Annotated in this window: 14 protein-coding genes; 5 read left to right on the forward strand and 9 right to left on the reverse strand. The window is 71.2% G+C overall.

Annotated features, from left to right (window positions below; all coding sequences use genetic code 11):
* Positions 1–12 precede the first annotated feature (12 nt).
* From AC067M_RS17045 to AC067M_RS17070, 6 genes are all read right to left on the reverse strand, one after another.
* Entirely contained in the window at positions 13–1,374 is a 1,362-nt protein-coding gene (locus tag AC067M_RS17045) for a class II 3-deoxy-7-phosphoheptulonate synthase (protein ID WP_478697793.1), read from the reverse strand.
* Positions 1,367–2,305: an indole-3-glycerol phosphate synthase TrpC gene (gene trpC, locus AC067M_RS17050; protein WP_478697794.1), complete on the reverse strand. Its 939-nt coding sequence runs from the start codon at positions 2,303–2,305 to the stop codon at positions 1,367–1,369. Before trpC ends, AC067M_RS17045 begins: the two co-directional genes overlap by 8 nt.
* A gap of 441 nt (positions 2,306–2,746) precedes the next feature.
* A complete protein-coding gene (locus AC067M_RS17055; RefSeq protein WP_478697795.1) occupies positions 2,747–3,673 on the reverse strand; it encodes an acyl-CoA thioesterase in 927 nt (308 codons plus the stop codon).
* Between the two features lie 171 nt (positions 3,674–3,844).
* Positions 3,845–4,543 (reverse strand): 4'-phosphopantetheinyl transferase family protein, encoded by a 699-nt coding sequence (locus tag AC067M_RS17060; protein ID WP_478697796.1) that lies wholly within the window; start codon positions 4,541–4,543, stop codon positions 3,845–3,847.
* Between the two features lie 13 nt (positions 4,544–4,556).
* Positions 4,557–5,615: an FAD/NAD(P)-binding protein gene (locus tag AC067M_RS17065; RefSeq protein ID WP_478697797.1), complete on the reverse strand. Its 1,059-nt coding sequence runs from the start codon at positions 5,613–5,615 to the stop codon at positions 4,557–4,559.
* Between the two features lie 404 nt (positions 5,616–6,019).
* Positions 6,020–7,090, reverse strand: coding sequence for a ParB/RepB/Spo0J family partition protein (locus tag AC067M_RS17070; protein ID WP_478697798.1), 1,071 nt, complete (start codon positions 7,088–7,090; stop codon positions 6,020–6,022).
* A 304-nt stretch (positions 7,091–7,394) separates the two neighbouring features.
* Here AC067M_RS17070 and AC067M_RS17075 point away from each other — a divergent pair, with 304 nt between their 5' ends.
* The 3 genes from AC067M_RS17075 to trpD all read left to right on the forward strand — a co-directional run bounded on the left by AC067M_RS17075 (position 7,395) and on the right by trpD (position 11,330).
* Positions 7,395–8,024 (forward strand): ScbR family autoregulator-binding transcription factor, encoded by a 630-nt coding sequence (locus AC067M_RS17075; protein ID WP_478697799.1) that lies wholly within the window; start codon positions 7,395–7,397, stop codon positions 8,022–8,024.
* A gap of 70 nt (positions 8,025–8,094) precedes the next feature.
* Positions 8,095–9,537, forward strand: a complete 1,443-nt coding sequence (locus AC067M_RS17080) for an MFS transporter (RefSeq protein WP_478697800.1) — start codon at positions 8,095–8,097, stop codon at positions 9,535–9,537.
* Between the two features lie 734 nt (positions 9,538–10,271).
* Positions 10,272–11,330 (forward strand): anthranilate phosphoribosyltransferase, encoded by a 1,059-nt coding sequence (trpD, locus tag AC067M_RS17085; protein ID WP_478697801.1) that lies wholly within the window; start codon positions 10,272–10,274, stop codon positions 11,328–11,330.
* Between the two features lie 105 nt (positions 11,331–11,435).
* Here trpD and AC067M_RS17090 read toward each other — a convergent pair whose 3' ends face one another.
* From AC067M_RS17090 to AC067M_RS17100, 3 genes are all read right to left on the reverse strand, one after another.
* Positions 11,436–11,576 carry a hypothetical protein gene (locus AC067M_RS17090; RefSeq protein WP_478697802.1) on the reverse strand — a complete coding sequence of 47 codons (141 nt, stop codon included), beginning with the start codon at positions 11,574–11,576 and terminating at the stop codon, positions 11,436–11,438.
* Between the two features lie 102 nt (positions 11,577–11,678).
* Positions 11,679–11,840 (reverse strand): hypothetical protein, encoded by a 162-nt coding sequence (locus tag AC067M_RS17095; RefSeq protein WP_478697803.1) that lies wholly within the window; start codon positions 11,838–11,840, stop codon positions 11,679–11,681.
* A 380-nt stretch (positions 11,841–12,220) separates the two neighbouring features.
* Positions 12,221–13,222, reverse strand: a complete 1,002-nt coding sequence (locus tag AC067M_RS17100; protein ID WP_478697804.1) for a ScbA/BarX family gamma-butyrolactone biosynthesis protein — start codon at positions 13,220–13,222, stop codon at positions 12,221–12,223.
* A 192-nt stretch (positions 13,223–13,414) separates the two neighbouring features.
* Between AC067M_RS17100 and AC067M_RS17105 the strand changes: the two genes are divergently transcribed.
* Positions 13,415–14,080, forward strand: a complete 666-nt coding sequence (locus tag AC067M_RS17105) for a ScbR family autoregulator-binding transcription factor (RefSeq protein WP_478697805.1) — start codon at positions 13,415–13,417, stop codon at positions 14,078–14,080.
* Between the two features lie 958 nt (positions 14,081–15,038).
* Positions 15,039–17,126, forward strand: coding sequence for an NAD-dependent DNA ligase LigA (gene ligA, locus AC067M_RS17110; protein ID WP_478697806.1), 2,088 nt, complete (start codon positions 15,039–15,041; stop codon positions 17,124–17,126).
* The last annotated feature ends 336 nt before the right edge of the window (positions 17,127–17,462 follow it).

Consider the following 17,462-nt stretch of genomic DNA (forward strand, 5'->3'; position numbering starts at 1 on the left):
CGGCGGCACGGCTCAGCCCATGAGCATCTCCGCCAGGAGGAAGGCCAGTTCCAGCGACTGACGGTGGTTCAGGCGCGGGTCGCACGCCGTCTCGTACCGTCGGTGCAGGTCCCCGACGAGCAGCCCGTCGCCGCCCCCCAGGCACTCTGTGACGTCGTCGCCGGTGAACTCCACGTGGACGCCGCCGGCGTGCGTGCCCAGCGCCTGGTGCACCTGGAAGAAGCCGCGGACCTCGTCCAGAATGTCGTCGAAGCGGCGGGTCTTGTGGCCGCTGGCGGCCTCGAAGGTGTTGCCGTGCATCGGATCACACACCCAGGTCACGGCGACGCAGTTGGCCGTCACCTTCTCCACCAGGGCGGGCAGCAGGTCGCGGATGCGTTCCGCGCCCATGCGGACCACGAACGTCAGACGGCCCGGCAGATTGCCGGGGTTGAGCCGGTCGGCGTACGCGAGGGCCTCGTCGGCGGTGACGGTCGGCCCGAGCTTGATCCCGACGGGGTTGCGGATGCGGGAGAAGTACTCGACGTGCGCTCCGTCCAGGTCGCGGGTGCGCTCCCCGATCCACAGGAAATGGCCGCTGCCGGCGTACGGCAGTCCGGTGCGCCGGTCGATGCGGGTCAGGGCGTCCTCGTAGTCAAGGAGCAGCCCCTCGTGCCCGGTGAAGAACTCCACGCCGCGCAGGGCGTCCGGGGCCGCGCCGCAGGCTCGCATGAAGCACAGCGACCGGTCGATCTCGTCGGCGAGCTCCTCGTAGCGACGGCCGACGGGCGAGTCGCGGACGAACCCCCGGTTCCAGTCGTGGGCCTGGTGGAGGTCGGCTGAGCCACCCGTGGCGAAGGCCCGGACCAGGTTGAGGGTGGCCGCGGAGGCGTCGTACATCCGGCGCAGCCGGCGGGCGTCGGGCGTGCGGGCGTCGGGGCTGAACTCCAGCCCGTTGACCGCGTCCCCGCGGTAGACCGGCAGGGTGATGCCGTCGCGGGTCTCGGTCGGCCGCGAACGCGGCTTGGCATACTGACCGGCCATCCGCCCCACCTTGACGACCGGCACCTGGGCGGCGTACGTGAGGATCACGGCCATCTGCATCAGGGTCCGCAGTTTGCGCTGCACGGACTCGGTGGTGGTGCCCGAGAACGTCTCGGCGCAGTCGCCGCCCGTCAGGACGAAGGCTTTACCCAGAGTGACGTCTGCCAGGCGGGAGGTCAGGCGGTCCGACTCCTCGGGGGAGACGAGTTCGGGTGCGCGGGAGAGGTCGGCGCAGACGCTGCCGAGGAGGCCGGGGTCGGGCCACTCCGGCTGCTGGGCGGCCGGCAGGGTGCGCCAGGCGCTGATGTCCGCGCGAGGTGCGGGGTCTGAGAACATGTCGAGTTCACGCATCACGGCCTTCGCTTCGATCGGCGGTACGGAGTAAGCGGGGGCTGCCTGCGCCCCGGCGGTGGCTCGTTCTCCGGGCGACGGGAGAGGCGGCGTCCGGCGCGGGTGCGGTCGGCACGGCCACGCGGGAGGCTGCGTCCGGCGGGGCGGGGCGTCCACCCGTGACCAGGGCGGCGACGGCGTCTGCGGGGTCCGGCCGGGTGACCAGGGCCTCCCCCACCAGCACGGCGTGGGCGCCGTGGCCGCGGCAGGCCGCGACGTCCTCCGGGCCGCGGATCCCGGACTCGGCGATCCGCACCACGTCGTCGGGGATGAGCGGGGCGAGACGGGCGAAGGTGTCCCGGTCGACCTGGAGGGTGCGCAGGTCACGGGCGTTGATGCCGACGACCTGGGCCCCGGCGGCGAGTGCCCGGCCGACCTCCGCCTCGTCGTGCGCCTCCACCAGGGGCGTCAGGCCCAGCTCGGTGGCCAGCTCGATCAGGGAGAGCAACTCCGGCTGCGGCAACGCGGCGACCATCAGCAGGACGAGGTCGGCGCCGTGGGCCCGGGCCTCCCACAACTGATAGGGAGTGACGACGAAATCCTTGCGCAGCACCGGGATGCCGACCCGCACACGAACGGCGTCGAGGTCGGCGAGCGATCCGCAAAAACGCCGCTGCTCGGTGAGCACGCTGACGGCCGCGGCACCGCCTCTTTCATAGGCCGCAGCGAGCTCCGCCGGGTCGTGGATCGCGGCCATCCTGCCGTTGGAAGGGCTGGCCCGCTTCACCTCGGCGATGACCCGCACCCCACCCGGGGCGGTCAGCGCGGCCACCGCGTCCAGCGGGGACGGGGCCTGACGGACCCGCTCGCGCAGCGCCTCCAGGGGTACGCGGCGCTGCCGTTCGGCGAGGTCGGCGCGGACTCCGTCGATGATGTCATCGAGCACGGTCATGGTGCGGGGGTTCCTCTCGGGGACGTGGCCCGTGGGGGTCGTCCGGCTCTGGGGTCCTTCGTTTGGATCAGGCCGCATCAGGGGGGCGGGGTCTGGTGGTGGGGACGCCTCCCACGCCTTTCGGCCGGTGGGGGTATCGCAAGGCGGAGGAGGGAGTCAGGGCGCCAGTCCTGGCCACCGCCGACAAAGAGGCGGTGGGGGTCCCTCCCGCGCGGGCGAAGCCGAGCGTGCAGGAGCGGTGCCAGGACCCGCGGGCCGGCCTGACCTGAACAAGAGCCCCTAGGGTCTTTCGTTTGGATCAGGCCGGATCAGGGAGCGGGGTCCGGTGCCGTGCATCGCAAGGCGGAGGAGGGCGGCAGGGCGGAGCCCTGCCGACCGACGACAACGCGGCGAGGCGCGGTGCCGGGGCCCGCGAGCCCGGCATGATCCAAACGAGAGGCCCTAGCCGACTGTCGTCGTTGCGTCCGCACTCGCGGCCCGCGTGGGCGGCGGGCTCACGCGGAACAGCGCTTCCTGCACCACGCTGGCCACCAGGTGCCCCGCTTGGTCGAAGAAGCGGCCGCAGGCCATCCCGCGGCCCTGGCCGGCCGTCGGCGAGTCGCAGTCGTACAGGAGCCAGGCGTCGGCCCGGAACGGCCGGTGGAACCAGACGGAGTGGTTGAGGCTGACCATGGTCACGGGGTCGAGGCCCCAGTAGACGCCGTGCCCCACGAGGATCGAGTCCACGAGCGACAGGTCGGAGGCGTAGCCGAGCGCGGCCCGGTGCACCCCGGGCTCGTCGGGCAGCGGTTCCACGGCCCGCAGCCAGGCGCGATGGGCGGGGCGCCCGGGTCCGCGAGCGGCACTGACCCACGGGGGCTCGGTTGCGTAGCGCAAGTCGAACGGGCGCACCACGTCCGGGATCGCGCCGAGCCGGTCCGCCATGGGGCCGAGCGCGTGCGCGTACGCCGGCCACCGGTCGGGAGGTGGAACGGCCGGGGCGGCGACGGCGTGCTCCGGGCCGGACTCGCAGTCCTGGAGGGAGACGGTGACCGTGCAGACCGCCTTGTCGTCCTGGCGCACCGTCACCTGCCGCACACCGAACGACCGGCCGTCGTGCAGCCGCTGCACGTCGAAGAGCAGGGGGCGGCCCGGTTCCCCGCCGCGCAGGAAGGTGATCTGCGCGGCGTGCACGGCGCGCCCCTCGGGCACGGTACGGGCGGCCGCTGTCAGGGCCTGCGCGAGCAGTTGGCCGCCGAAGACGCGGGGCGGCGACGCCACGGGGCTGCTTCCGCGAAAGCGGTCCGGACCGATTTCCTCCAGGTTCAGCACCGCCATGAGCGGGCCCGTCGCGAGTGCGCTCTTTTCGGCGGCTTGCATTTCTGACATGGGAATGAAGATTCCAATCCGCGCTCAAGTGGAAACGATCGGCTGGAAAACGCGAGGGCACTGACTGGCCCGATCGGAAGTCCGGGTGAAAACTTCCCGCAGCCTAGCCCTTTCAGCGATTATTGCGAACCAGAGTGTTTGCGGGGCCAATTTCCCAGTTGCACAGGGAAGTCATGAGGCCCGACACACGCACCAGCACAACACCGCGCCGGCCACCCACCGCACCGTGACGTCCAGCACGGGACCGGGCGGCGAACAGGGCCGGGCCTCGAATCCGTGCGGCAGCGGCCGCACGGCGATGCCGCGCAGGGTCCGCGGCGCGGTCGCCGGCCTCGCTCCGGGCAGGGCGCAGAATGCCTTGAAGGCGGCCTCCTTGGCAGAGAAGGCGGCGTGCAGCCGACGCCGGGCCACGTCCAGGTCACCGGCGACGTCGAGCCACGCCAGTTCCTCGGGCGACAGCACCAGATGGGCGGTTTCGAGAGGTAGTTGGCGCAGCTCCAGATCGACTCCCACCGCACGGAAGGCGGCCCGCTCCCCGGCGAGGGCGACCGCCATCCCACCGGAGTGGCTCAGCGAAGCGACGACACCGTCAGGCACCTTCGGCCGCCGCCCCTCGTACCGGATATCGGCCGCACAGCACCCAACGGCCCGCAGCGCCCGCCGCAGCGCCCACCGCCCGGCCAGGAACTCCTGCCGGCGCGCCGCCCCCATCCCCCCGGCCAGCCTCCGCTCATCCGGCCCGCCGGGCCGAAGATCCGGTTCCTCGACACCGGCCAGCCCGAGGGCGAGGCCCTGGTCCGCGAAGAGCGGTCGCAGAGCGAGGAGTTCGGCGCACAACCCGCCGGGCCTTTCCGGCCTACGAGCCGTCACCACCGGCTCACCGTCACCGGACCACCCGATCGACCAGCACCCCAACCGCGCCCGTGCAGGCGCTCGGCCGCGCGAGTTCGGCCGGCCGGCCGGCGTCCAGCACCGTCCGGACCTCGGGGTTCCGCCAGGACCTGGCGGACCGGACGGGATTCGGTCCGGGCTGCCGTGGAGGCTTCGCCGACCGGTCGGCGGGCCCGGGATCTGCCGGGGGCCGGGGCCGGGTGGGCCGCCATGCGTTCGGTGGCCAGCTGGCTGCCGGTGCGGGAGAGGTTCTCCCGCATGGGCCCGGGGTGGGCGTAACAGCCGTGCGCGCCCTTTTCGTTCTCGCCCCCCTCGTGGTACGGGATGCCGCGCCGCGAGGTCGCGACGCGTACCGGCCCTTTACCCGAGGGCGGGTGGACCATACGTTCCCGTCGCGGGTGAAGATGCCGCCTCGTCCAGTGGTGAGCAACGCCATGCGGTCGAAGAAGTTCAGGCCCAGCCCGCGCAGCAGGACGTGCTCGCGCGGCGCGATCCTGTCGAGGTCCGCGACGGCCGGGTAGGTGGGGGCGAGGCAGGTCGGGTCGTGGACGCGCGCCAGGCGGGCCTTGCGTTCCTCGCGGGGCGTCGGCCGGGTCCCGACGTGTCCCTGAGCCATCACCACCGCGTCCAGCGACTCGATCCACGAACCGTCCTCCAGCCGTACGGCCCGGCAACCACCGTGCTCGCCGTACAGGTCGGTCACCGCCACCGCGCGCTGCCGGGACGTCCGTACGGTCGCATGGCCAGGCGCGCCACGCACCACGCACCAGAACATGTCGCGCAGACAGCGGCCGTAAAAGGCACGCGTGGGACAGGAGTCGCGGGTCAGGGCACGAACCTCGGCCAGGGTCCGGTCGTCGCACTCTTCGGCACCGCCCGCAGCGAGCCTCCGCCCCCACTCGTACAGGCTCGGACCGGCTCGATCGGCCCGTCGATGTACACCCTGTCGTCGGTGAACAGTGATCTGGGAGGCAACGGTGTTCACCGGCAGCACACGGGACTTCTCGCGTCGCCACACGGCGCCTGCCCGCGGCGTGTGCGCATCCACCACTTTCCCGGACCGCGGAGTGAGCCGGTGTCAGCCGTTCGCTGACGCAGAGCCATTCCGGCACGGACAGTCCACGCGGTCCGCCGCCGACGATGCACAGGGCGAGGGCACTGCTGGTCATCGAGGAGTATCCGTTTCACGAGGAGGCAGCCCGCCACCGCGCGTCAGCGGGTGAACGGGGGGGCGCCGGATCGGTCGGCTGACCGGTCGGCCCGGGTTCGGGCACGCCAGGTCCACGTGCGGTTCGTGGGTCACGCGCGGTACACGGGTCGTGAGGCGGCAGGCGGTGGTCCCGGCACGCAGCGTCCTGATCAGCCGAACGCCGAAGATGCCCGACGGGCGGGCCGTCCAAGGAAGACCGCGGTCGGCACACCGGCCTGTCGGCGCACGACGGTGCGGGCGGGGCCTCAGGCTGCTGGGGCCACGGCCACGTCGCCGGCCTCGATGCGGGCGGCGAAGCGCTGCCACTGCAGGGCGCACTCCATGGCCAGCGCCGAGACGACCTGCACGCGATGGCGCGGGACCGAGCGGGCGATATTGTCCCAGCGCTGCGGGTGCAGGACGTGCATCTCCATCATGCGCAGCAGTTGCCTGCCGTTCTCGCTCAACCGCAGCGAGGGGTCACGGCACATGCTGCGGAAGATGTCGACGCAGTCTAAGTCGCCCGCGGGGCACTCCGGTCGGTCGTCCGCCGCCAAGTCCGGTAGGACGGCCCGCCGCGGCTCCAGCCGCGATTGAGCCTGCGCAGCCAGCGGCGCTGGGGGCTTCTCGCCGCGTCGGCGGGTGGGCACGATGTCCTCGCCCCGGTCGAGGCGGGCGCGGACGTCGCGGACGGTGCCCGGTGAGACGCCGGCCTGCTTCGCGATCGCACGCAGCGAGGCGTGTGGGGATTCGAGTATGAGCTGTCCGGCGATACGGCGGCCCTCCGCGCTGTTCAGCGGGCGTGCCCGGCCGTCCCGGCCGATCCGGGTGGCGGCCTCGCCGACGCCGCCGAGCTTCTTCCGCTGGGCGCCCACGGTCTTGGACGTCAGCCCGGTGACCAGGGCGATGGACCGGTCGGACCATCCGGGGTGCGAGCCGAGGATGCGGATGGCCGCGGCCCTGCGTTCGGCGAGGGAGAGCGGCAAACCGTGCCGGACGTTCGCCTCGACGGCGAAGACGAAGGCGTCCTCCATGGAGCCGTCGAAGAACCGGACCGCGACCTCTGTCTCGCCGCGCGCGACCGCGGCCTTCAGGCGGTGCAGCCCGTCGACGATCTGCATGGTGGCACGGTGCACGACGAGGGGCGGCAGATCCGCGTCGGACTCCGCCAGCAGACGCACATGCTCCTCGTCCTCCGTCTTGTGGCGAGGCGAGTCCCCGGGCAGAAGCGAAGCGATCGGAACGTGGTGCACCTCTGAAAGCGGCGGCTCGGCAGCGCTGACTCTGGGCTGGTCCGCCTCGTGCGCGGCCTGCTGTCCGTGGTCGCCAAATGCCATGTCGCTGACACCTTCCCCGATGGCTGCCTGTTACATCGACGTAGGGAGATTACAAACCGAACGTCTTGTTTTCAATGCAGCCCGAAGGCGAGTGCGCAACTGAGGAAGTTCCTCACTTGCCGCTCATTCGGACGGGCAATTGCTTATAAAACTGGCAAATCGCCCAGCACTGCAGGTCATGAGGTTCTGAAAACAGACCACCCGATCCACAGAGCGACCCGACGGAGTAGCAAAATAACGGCACGGACGGCCTGTTAAGCGCCCGTCAATTTTACCCTTCCTTGACTTTTCCCTGAGGAGCCGCATGGTGCAGCCCCGAGCGACGCGCACGCGCCACGATCTGATCCGGTCCGCGGCGGAGACGTTCGCGTCTCGCAATTACCACCAGGCGACGATCGTCGACATCAGCCTGACCGCCGGGGTGAGCCCCGGCGCCCTGCACTTCCACTTCAAGAACAAGGCGGCCATAGCCGCGACAGTGGAGGACGAGGCAGCCCGGCTGCTGCGGGCGACCTGCCGAACCGCGCGGCCCGCCGCGCAGGGCAGCCTTCAAGCGCTCGTCGACTCCTCGCACGCCATCGCCGCGCTGCTGAGCGAGAACGTCGTCGCGCGCGCGGGCTTCCTGCTCGGCCAGGAGCCGACCCGGAAATCGGAGTTGTCGCTGCATCAGGAGTGGGAGGACCACGTCCGCCTGCTGCTGGGGCGAGCGGCGACGGAGGGGTACCTGGCCGCCGACATCCCCGAACGCGACATCCAGGCGACGGTGGTGGGCGCCACCGTGGGGTTCGAGGCGCTCAGCCGGAGCAACGACCGCTGGCTGTCCCGGCAGACACTCACCTCGTTCTGGCGCCTGCTGCTGCCACGCATCTGCCCGCCGGACCGGGCGTGCGAGCTCGATCCGGCCGGCACAGCACCACAGCGGGGCACCTCTTGATGCGCTGGTGGATATTGCGTATCCATGATAGCTATCCGATACCCAGTCAGAACGATTCACGGGAGATGGCATGGCCCTCACTCGCTCGGACTCGGCAGCAGGCTCCGCGGCGGTGCAGCCGCCACCCGGATCACGCGAGTGGCGCGTGCTGTCCGTCGCACTCATCGCCGCGTTCATGGCGGTCTTCGACCTGTACGTCGTCAACATCGCCGCACCGACCCTGCGCACCGACCTGCACGTCGGCGACGCCTCGCTCGAACTGGTCGTCTCCGGTTACGCGTTCACGTACGCGGCCGGACTGGTGACCGGCGGTCGGCTCGGAGACCGCTTCGGCTACCGGACCATGTTCATCGGCGGCATGGCGGCCTTCTCGGTCGCCTCGCTGCTGTGCGCGCTCGCCGTCTCCCCCGGCCAACTGGTCGCCGCCCGGCTGCTGCAGGGTCTGACCGCAGCCGCGATGGTTCCGCAAGTGCTCGCCTTGATCACCGTCACCTTCCCGGCCGCCCACCGCAGCCGGGCCACCGGCTGGTACGGGGCGGTCAGCGGTCTCGGCGCCCTGTGCGGGCAGATCCTCGGCGGTCTGATCCTCAAGGCGGATCTCTTCGGCCTCGGTTGGCGTGGCATCTTCGTCGTCAACGTGCCCGTCGGCGTGATCGCGATCCTGCTGGGCCTGGCCGTGCTTCCGCACACCCCGGCCGCGCAGAAGGCGAAGTTCGACCCGATCGGCGCACTGGCCGTCTCCCTCGCGCTGGCCCTGATCCTGGTCCCGCTCTCGCTCGGCCGGGAGGCCGGCTGGCCGCTGTGGACCTGGCTGTGCCTGATCGCCTCCGTGCCCGTCATGATCGCGGCAATCGCATGGCAGCGGGCCTTGCTGAAGCGCGGCGGCGCACCGATCATCAACACCGGGTTGTTCCGCAACCGCCCCTACACGCTGATGCTGTCGGCCGCCTCGACGTACCAGCTGTACTTCGGCAGCTTCCTGTTCGCCCTCACCCTGGTCGTGCAGAGCTGGCTCGGGACAGATCCCGATCAGGCCGCCCTCGTCTTCCTCCTCCAGGGCGTTCTGTTCACCATCGCGTCCATGCTCGGCGGGCGGCTGGTGGCCCGGTTCAAGACGGGCGTGCCGGTGACCGGCGGGCTCTTGGTGATCGTCGGCCTCCTCCTGGTCACCGCCGAACTGGCGGCGGGCGGGAAGGGGCTCACCGCCTGGTGGCTGGTGCCGCCGCTGGCCGTCATCGGTCTCGGCAACGGCCTCCTGCTGCCACCGCTCATCGGCGGTGCGCTCACCCGGGTGCAGCCCGAGGAAGCGGGAGCGGCCTCCGGAACGCTCAACACCGCCCAGCAGTTCGCCAATTCGCTCGGCGTGACCGTGGTCGGCACCGCGTTCTTCGCGCTCGCCGGCCCGGCGCTGGCCTCGGCCGGCCACGCCATGGAGATCCTCAACGTCGTGTACGTCCTCCTGACGGCGGCCGTGATCTTCCTGGTGAAGCTGGCGGACCGTCCCAGGGGCTGAGGCCTCCGCCGTCTCACCCTGGCCCGGCACCAAGAGCGCATCCCGCTCGTCGCTCAGCTCCAGAGCCTGTCCGGCGGATCCTGTCGCAGAAGCGGGGCATGGGACGCACATCTGCGGGGCTGTCGTCGGTTGCGACTCCCCCACGCTCGGCTCGCTCGGGCGGGGCCCCATCACATCGACGCCCTCCTCCGTCCTGTAACCGCACCATGCCCCGCTCAGCCGCGCCGGCAGCCGTCCAACCCGGTGGTTCGGCGGGGGCAGATCAGGCTCCAGGCGATGGCGGCGAAGGCCAGGGAATGCCCGGCCTTGTGTTCGTCACGGCGGTGCAGGCGGCGGCAGCCCGCTCAGCCAGGACAGCGTGCGCTCGACGGCCCGGCGTGCCGGCCGGGCCACGTGGAAGACTCGATGCCCTTGCGGGAGATACGACGCCGGATGTCCCTCTTGCGTGCCATCGCCGCAGGCGGGCGTGGGCACCTCCCACGCCGTTCGGGCAGAGGGGGAGCATCGCACGGCGGAGGAGGGAGTCGGGGCGCAGCCCTGGCGACCGACCACAACTCGGCGGTGGAGCCCCTCCCACGCGAGCGAAGCCGAGCGTGGAGAAGCGGTACCAGACCCCGCGAGCCCGGACCTATCCAAACGAGAGGCCCCGAGGCACCGTCCCCTGCGACCAGATCCGCAGGACAGCCCCTGGTCATCCCGTATGTCCCCCAGTCACCGTGTGAGGAGAACCCGGCGTGCCCGCTCAGTCGCAAGGCCGTACCTGGCCGAAACTGCTGGACTCCCTGATGAACGGCACTGACCTCCGCGCGGAGGACACTGCCTGGGCCATGGATCAGGTGATGTCCGGCGCCGCCGAACCCGCCGTCCTGGCAGGTCTGCTGGTGGCTCTGCGCGCCAAGGGTGAGACCGTGGAGGAGGTCGAGGGGCTGGTGCGCGCCGCCCACGGGCACGCGCTGCCCCTCGACATCTCCGGTCCCGCGCTCGACATCGTCGGGACCGGAGGCGACGGCTCCGACAGCGTCAACGTCTCCACCATGTCGGCGATCGTGGCGGCAGGCGCCGGGGCCCGGGTGGTCAAGCACGGCAACCGCTCCGCGTCCTCCGCCTGCGGTTCCGCGGACGTCCTCGAGGAGCTCGGCGTGGTGCTCGACCTGACCCCGTCCGGCATCCGGGAGGTCGCCGAGGACGTCGGCATCACCTTCTGTTTCGCGCCCCTGTTCCATCCTGCCATGCGGCACGCCGCGCAGACTCGGCGTTCGCTGGGGGTCCGTACGGTGTTCAACCTGCTCGGCCCCCTGTGCAATCCGGCCCGGCCGGCGGCCCAGGCGGTGGGCGTGGCCCATCCCGCCGCGGCGCCTCTGGTCGCGGGGGTGCTCGCCCGCCGGGGCGTGTCGGCGCTCGTCTTCAGGGGCGACGACGGGATGGACGAACTCTCGGTCACCACGACTTCCACGATCTGGTCGGTGACCGGCTCCGAGGTGCGCACCGAGACCTTCGACCCTCGCGACCTGGGCTTCACCCTCGCCTCACCCGACGCCCTGCGCGGCGGCGACCCCGCCCACAACGCCCAGGTGGCCCGCGACCTCCTCGCCGGGGAACACGGCCCCGTCCGTGACGCGGTGCTGCTGTCGGCGGCGGCGGGCCTCGCGGCCCTCGAACCCTCCGGCCGCCCAGTGGCCGAACGCCTGGAACAGGGCGTGCGACGGGCCGCCGCGTCCATCGACTCGGGAGCGGCCGCGAGCGTGCTGGAACGCTGGGCGGCCGTCACCGCCAAGCACTCGCACGGGAGTTGAGAACGCCGAAGGCGGTACCGGCGGAGGAGAACTCCGTCAGTACCCGCCTGGTCAAAGGCACCGGACGGACCGGACCCACCTGAAGGCGGGCACCGCCTGCTGGGCTCATGCGGCGTAGCTGCTCGCGGAGCTGCCCAGCAGCCGTTCCACGGTGTCCACCACGGCGCACTTCGCGCCGGTCAGGCGGCGCTCGGCGCTCTCCAGCAGGGCCTGCGCCACCTGGGCCGGGTGCCGTCGGCGCAGCAACCGGCCCGTCTCCTCCCGCGCGCTCGACGAAGGCCGACGGGCGGCCCACGACCCGGGAGAGGATCCGGGTCTGGTGCCGCGCCTGCCGCGGTTGGGGCCCGGTCAGCGCGTAGGCGCGTCCAGCATGGCCGTCCCCGTGACCATGAAGGCCGCGACGGCGGCGACGTCCGCCGGGTCGACGCACGCCGGCAGAGCGTCGCCCGGCCAGTGCCGCACCGAGCCCGTGGCCTTGGATCGGCCGCCCAAGGACAGCGTGCTGGTCATGAACGCGCGGGGCCGCAGCAGCGTCCAGTCCAGGCCGGACGCCGGATGCGGTCCTCGCTGTCCCGTTGCCAGCAGGTCACCAGGTCCTGTGCTCGTCGGTCGGTCACGGCCAGCACGGACAGCTCCGCCTGACGGCGTACTCCCGCGTCCTTCGCGGGAGTACGAGATGGGCCTCCTGCTCGGGACGCCCAGGTTCGCCGGTCACGGCCAAGACCGCACGCACACCGGTCACGGCCTGCCGCAGCAAGCCAGGATCGTCGAAGTGCCCCGCGGCGACCGGTACGTCGGTACCGGGTTCCGCCGTCGGCGCCCGGGAGGCGTCCCGGACCAGCAGCCGCACACCGCGGCCCGACGGATCAGGTTCCGGGCGGTGAGCAAACTCACCCTGCCCTCCCCGCAGCCTGGGACAGCGGGGCGCGGGACGCGGCAACCCGCCGGCCGGCCGGGTACGGGAGCACCGCTGCCACCGGCTCGCCCTCGCGGGCGCTCAGGGAGATCAGCCCATGGGCCACCTCCAGGCCGCGCTGCCACACCTGCACGGGAACATCGACGGTCCCGGCGCCCGCCCGGCGCGGCGTGCCGGTGGTGATGTAACAGGGCGCGTCGTGCTCGACGTAGCGCGCGAAGGCCGCCTCCGTGCAAGGTGTCACCACCTCCGGCAGCGCGGTGACGACCTGGGCCGCCTGGCGCATCCCCTCCATGATCGCCATACCCGGGACATGGTCCAGCGGGTGGTCGTACAGGACCGGATGGTCGCGCTCTGCGCGCAGCAGAAACGTGTTGGGCAGGCCGCTCGGGGCGATGACGACATCCTGGCGGCGGACCCGTCCGACGGCGACCGGGTCCATCGGGGACGGCAGCACCGGCAGCGCCGGGTCCTCGGAGGAGCGGGCCCCGGCCCGCAGCCGCCGGTAGACGCCAGGCGAGATGCACCGGTAATCGAAGGCGCCCGTACCGACCTGCCGGCCGTTGCGAGTGAGCGCCATCGCGCCACGGGCGCCGAGCATCATCCGGCCGCGCCGCTGCACCTCGGCGCAGTGCACCTCCAAGACCAGCCCGGTCTCCACGTCGACCCGGCGCAGCGCCTCCCAGTCGACCGCGTGACTCAGCGCGTTCATGACAAAGCTATGACCCTGCGGCACGTCGTATCCGACGTGGCCCACGAGGATCCCCGCCTGACGCATCGTCTCGGGCAGCAACTGCGGGTCGATCGCGCCATGCGCGCACGGTCCGCAGAAGGTGTGGTCCTGCGGCCAGCGCACGCTGACGGCGAAACGATCCGCTGCCAGTCGCTCCACACCCGTGACGAGCACCTGCTCACCATGGCGCCGGTGCACCAGGTCCGGCGACAGCGCTCCGCTCCGCACGGCTTCCAAGGACACGACAAATCACCAGCCTTCCGTGAAGCCCCCGCCCTCTGCGGGAAGACCGCCAGCTAATAAAAACCGCCCATGCGGTTTTGTCAACGCAGTTCCGACCAAGATCACATTCCTTGGGCAAAACAAAACCAGACGGTTGGCATCCTCAGGAGGGCTGGGTAGGGTGTCTCAGCCACTGCCCGGAGGGAGGAAAAGTTGACCCGCCAAGAACGCGCTCTGCGCACCCGCCGAAGGCTCCTGGAGGCCGCCGCGACCGTCATCAGCAAGCGCGGCTACTCGGCTGCCACAATCGCCGAGATCATGCAGACCGGCGATGTCACCAGGGGCGCTCTCTACTTCCACTTCGATTCCAAGCGCGCTCTCGCCGACGCCATCATCGATGAGCAGACCCTCCCCTACTCGCCGTCGGAGCCCCCTTCCCCCCTGAAGCGGCTCATCATCATGAGCCTGGAGGTAGCACGCGGGCTGCAGAGCGACCCGTTGCTCATGGCGGGGACGCGCATCACCGTCGACACGCTCTTCGACGAGGCGCCGGTCACCCCGTTCGCGGACTGGACAACTGTGGTGATCTCCCTCCTGGCGGAGGCCCAACAGGCCGGGGAGCTGCTGCCGCATGTCGATCCCGAGTCCTGCGGCGAGTTCATCGTCGCCGCGTACACGGGAGTTCAGCTCTTCTCCCAGGCGGCGAACGGCCGCAAGGACCTTCCCGAACGCGTCGCGGACCTGTGGCGGCGACTGCTGCCGGGCATGGCCAACCCAGGGGCCATCACCTACCTGGATCTGACCGCCCTCAGCAGCCGATCCGACTCCCCCGAACAGCTGTCACCGGTAGAGCATGCCCCGCGCCCCTCTGGCGCGTAGGCCACCACGGGACCATCCACCCCTCCTCCTCTCACCCACGTCTCGGCCGCCCCCGGCCGGACGCAGGCGCCCGGTGCCCTACGGCCCCGGTGCAGCGTTCAGCCGGGCGGGCCCCGTTCACTGGTACCCGTTTCTGAACCTGTGAAATACGACTCGGTGATGGCCTCCGCGACGATCGGATGCGGGTCTTCCTCCGTCGCACCGGCCTCCTGGAGCTGGAGGATCTGTGCGGCGTAGGTGGGCGAGATCGGCGATGGTGCGCTCGCGGCCGTCGTCCGAGCTGCCCGTGCAGGTGAATCCGAAGTAGGCCGTCACCTCCACCATCATGCCGCTGGAGGTCGCTCCCGCGCTCCCGCGCCTGTGCCCTGTCCTGCGGTTGCCACTGAGATTCAGTCTCCTCCACCAGCGTGGCCTGCAGGCGCTTCTGAGGCTTCGTCTGCTGTCCGGCGCGGTAGCGCTGCACGGTGCGAGGCGAGACGCCCAGCTGTTCGGCCAGGGCCTTCGTCGACTTCTTGGCGCGCGTGCAGAGGAATTCCACCTGGGCCTTCGCGGATTTCGGCGCGGGCCGGGGGAACACCTTGCGCTCCGCCCGCTTGAGGGCGTCCAGGACCCTGTTGCGGCGCGGGCCCGGCGGCTACGTGTCGTCGCTGTCGATCGGTACGGCAGGGAGTGCTCGGCGCGGGTGGCGTAGCGGCACGCCAGGGCCCCGAGGTGGTTGCGGTTGCCCGCAGTCTCCCGCAGGGTATACGCGCCGCGCTACCTACTCGCTTACGGAGCATGCGCCGCTGCGCCCGCTCACGGACATAGCCGAAAGATCACGTCCAGGGTGATACGCGTGCTTGCTCGCGCTGAGGGGTGCGGCTGGGCGCTGGGCGGCCTCCGCCCCCGTTTTCTTCGCGGTCGTTCTTCCGTCCCGCTGCATCGGGCAATGTCAGTGGTGGCAGGCAGGATGACGGGCATGACAACACCTGCAGCTGTGATCATGGATGCCGCCGCTTACGCGCAGGCGGTCGGGGACGCGGTGAAGGCGTCGGCCGCCTACTACGCGGGCGGGACGTCGGCCTTGGACGATGACGCCTACGACCGGCTGGTGCGAGGCATCGCCGCGTGGGAGGCCGAACATCCTGATCAGGTGCTGCCCGACTCTCCGACGGGGAAGGTCGCCGGCGGCGCTGTGGAGGGCGATGTCCCGCACACGGTGGCGATGCTGAGTCTGGACAACGTGTTCTCGCCGGAGGAGTTCACCGCCTGGACCGCGTCCCTGGCCCGGCGCATCGGCCACGACGTCGAGCGGTTCAGCGTCGAGCCGAAGCTGGACGGGCTCGCGGTCGCCGCCCGTTACGCCGACGGCCGCCTGAGACAGCTGATCACACGCGGGGACGGGACGGCCGGGGAGGACGTCTCGCACGCGATCGGCACCATAGAGGGCCTGCCGGACCAACTCACCGACCCCGTCACCGTGGAAGTCCGCGGCGAAGTCCTCATGACGACCGCTCAGTTCGAGCGCGCCAACGAGGTGCGCACCGCGCACGGCGGGCAGCCGTTCGCCAACCCGCGCGGCGCCGCGGCGGGCACCCTGCGCGCCAAGGAGCGCGCCTACACGGTGCCGATGACGTTCTTCGGCTACGGCCTGCTGCCCCTGCCCAACACCGAGACGGCGCTCGCCGCGCGGCTGGGCGAACTCGCGCACAGCGACCTCATGGCCCAGGCCGCGGCGTACGGGATCAACACCACCGCCACCACCGCGGTACCCGGCATCTCCGCCGACACCGTCGAGCAGGTGCTGGCCCGCGTACAGGAGATCGCCGCCCTGCGGGCCGAGCTGCCGTTCGGGATCGACGGGATCGTCATCAAGGCCGACCTGGCCGCCGACCAGCAGACAGCAGGATCGGGTTCGCGCGCTCCGCGTTGGGCGATCGCCTACAAGCTGCCGGCCGTCGAGAAGATCACCCGGCTGCTTGAGGTGGAGTGGAACGTGGGCCGCACCGGCATCATCGCCCCGCGTGCCGTCCTCGAACCGGTCGAGATCGACGGCGCCACCATCACCTACGCCACCCTCCACAACCCGGCCGACATCACCCGCCGCGACCTTCGTCTGGGCGACCACGTCATGGTGCACCGGGCCGGCGACGTCATACCGCGTGTCGAGGCCCCCGTCGCCCATCTGCGCACCGGCGAGGAACAGCCCATCGCCTTCCCCAAGGTGTGTCCGCGGTGCGGCTCGGGCATCGACAGCAGCGAGCAGCGCTGGCGCTGCGAGAACGGCCGCAACTGCCATCTCGTCGCCTCCCTCTCCTACGCCGCCGGGCGCGACCAGCTCGACATCGAAGGCCTCGGGCACACGCGCGTGGTCCAGCTGGTGGAGGCGGGCCTGGTCGCCGACCTGGCCGACCTGTTCGCCCTCACCCGCGAGCAACTCCTCGGCCTGGAGCGGATGGGTGAGACAAGCACCGACAACCTCCTCGCCGCGCTCGCCGCGGCCAAGGGCCAGCCGCTGTCGCGGGTGCTGTGCGCGCTCGGGGTCCGCGGCACAGGCCGCTCCATGTCCCGCCGTATCGCCCGGTACTTCGCCACCATGGACAACGTCCGCGCCGCGGACGCGGAAGCGATGCAGCGGGTCGAGGGCATCGGCAGCGAGAAGGCCCCCTCGATCGTCGCCGAGCTCGCCGAACTCGCCCCGTTGATCGACAAACTCGCCGCCGCCGGGGTGAACATGACGGAACCCGGCGCCACCCCACCCACCTCGTCCGACGGCGACGCCGGCGACTACGACGAGAACACGAAGCCTGCGGGCGGACCGCTGGCCGGGATGACCGTGGTCGTCACTGGCGCGATGACCGGCCCCCTGGAGAAGCTCAGCCGCAACCAGATGAACGAGCTCATCGAACAGGCCGGCGGCCGCTCGTCCTCCAGCGTCTCCAAGAAGACCACCCTCGTCGTCGCCGGAGACGGCGCGGGGTCCAAGCGAGCCAAGGCCGAAGATCTCGGTATCCGCCTGGCCACCCCGGACGAATTCGCCACACTGGTTGCCGACTACCTCAACTAGGGCCTCTCGTTTGGATCATGCCGGGCTCGCGGGGTCCGGCACCGCGCCTCGCCGCGTTGTCGTCGGTCGGCAGGGCTCCGCCCTGCCGCCCTCCTCCGCCTTGCGATGCACGGCACCGGACCCCGCTCCCTGATCCGGCCTGATCCAAACGAAAGACCCTAGGCCTCCACCAAGGAGTGTTCGCCCCCCAGCTCACACAGGCAGTCGGGGCTGTGCGGCCCCATGGACCATCCCGCCGAGAGGCGACCACCCTCCGCACGTCACCGCTCACGACCCCGGCTGGCCTCCCCCGTCCAGCCGGGGCTTTTTGCCCGCCGCCGTTCGGCACGAATCCGT

The organism is Streptomyces sp. NPDC043427, from assembly GCF_056436655.1.

Excerpts from the sequence above, each read along its gene's own strand:
- AC067M_RS17045 (WP_478697793.1), bottom strand. The coding sequence starts at position 1,374 with ATGCGTGAACTCGACATGTTCTCAGACCCCGCACCTCGCGCGGACATC.
- AC067M_RS17095 (WP_478697803.1), bottom strand. The coding sequence starts at position 11,840 with ATGACCAGCACGCTGTCCTTGGGCGGCCGATCCAAGGCCACGGGCTCG.
- AC067M_RS17080 (WP_478697800.1), top strand. The coding sequence starts at position 8,095 with ATGGCCCTCACTCGCTCGGACTCGGCAGCAGGCTCCGCGGCGGTGCAG.
- AC067M_RS17075 (WP_478697799.1), top strand. The coding sequence starts at position 7,395 with ATGGTGCAGCCCCGAGCGACGCGCACGCGCCACGATCTGATCCGGTCC.
- AC067M_RS17070 (WP_478697798.1), bottom strand. The coding sequence starts at position 7,090 with ATGGCATTTGGCGACCACGGACAGCAGGCCGCGCACGAGGCGGACCAG.
- trpC (WP_478697794.1), bottom strand. The coding sequence starts at position 2,305 with ATGACCGTGCTCGATGACATCATCGACGGAGTCCGCGCCGACCTCGCC.
- ligA (WP_478697806.1), top strand. The coding sequence starts at position 15,039 with ATGACAACACCTGCAGCTGTGATCATGGATGCCGCCGCTTACGCGCAG.
- AC067M_RS17055 (WP_478697795.1), bottom strand. The coding sequence starts at position 3,673 with ATGTCAGAAATGCAAGCCGCCGAAAAGAGCGCACTCGCGACGGGCCCG.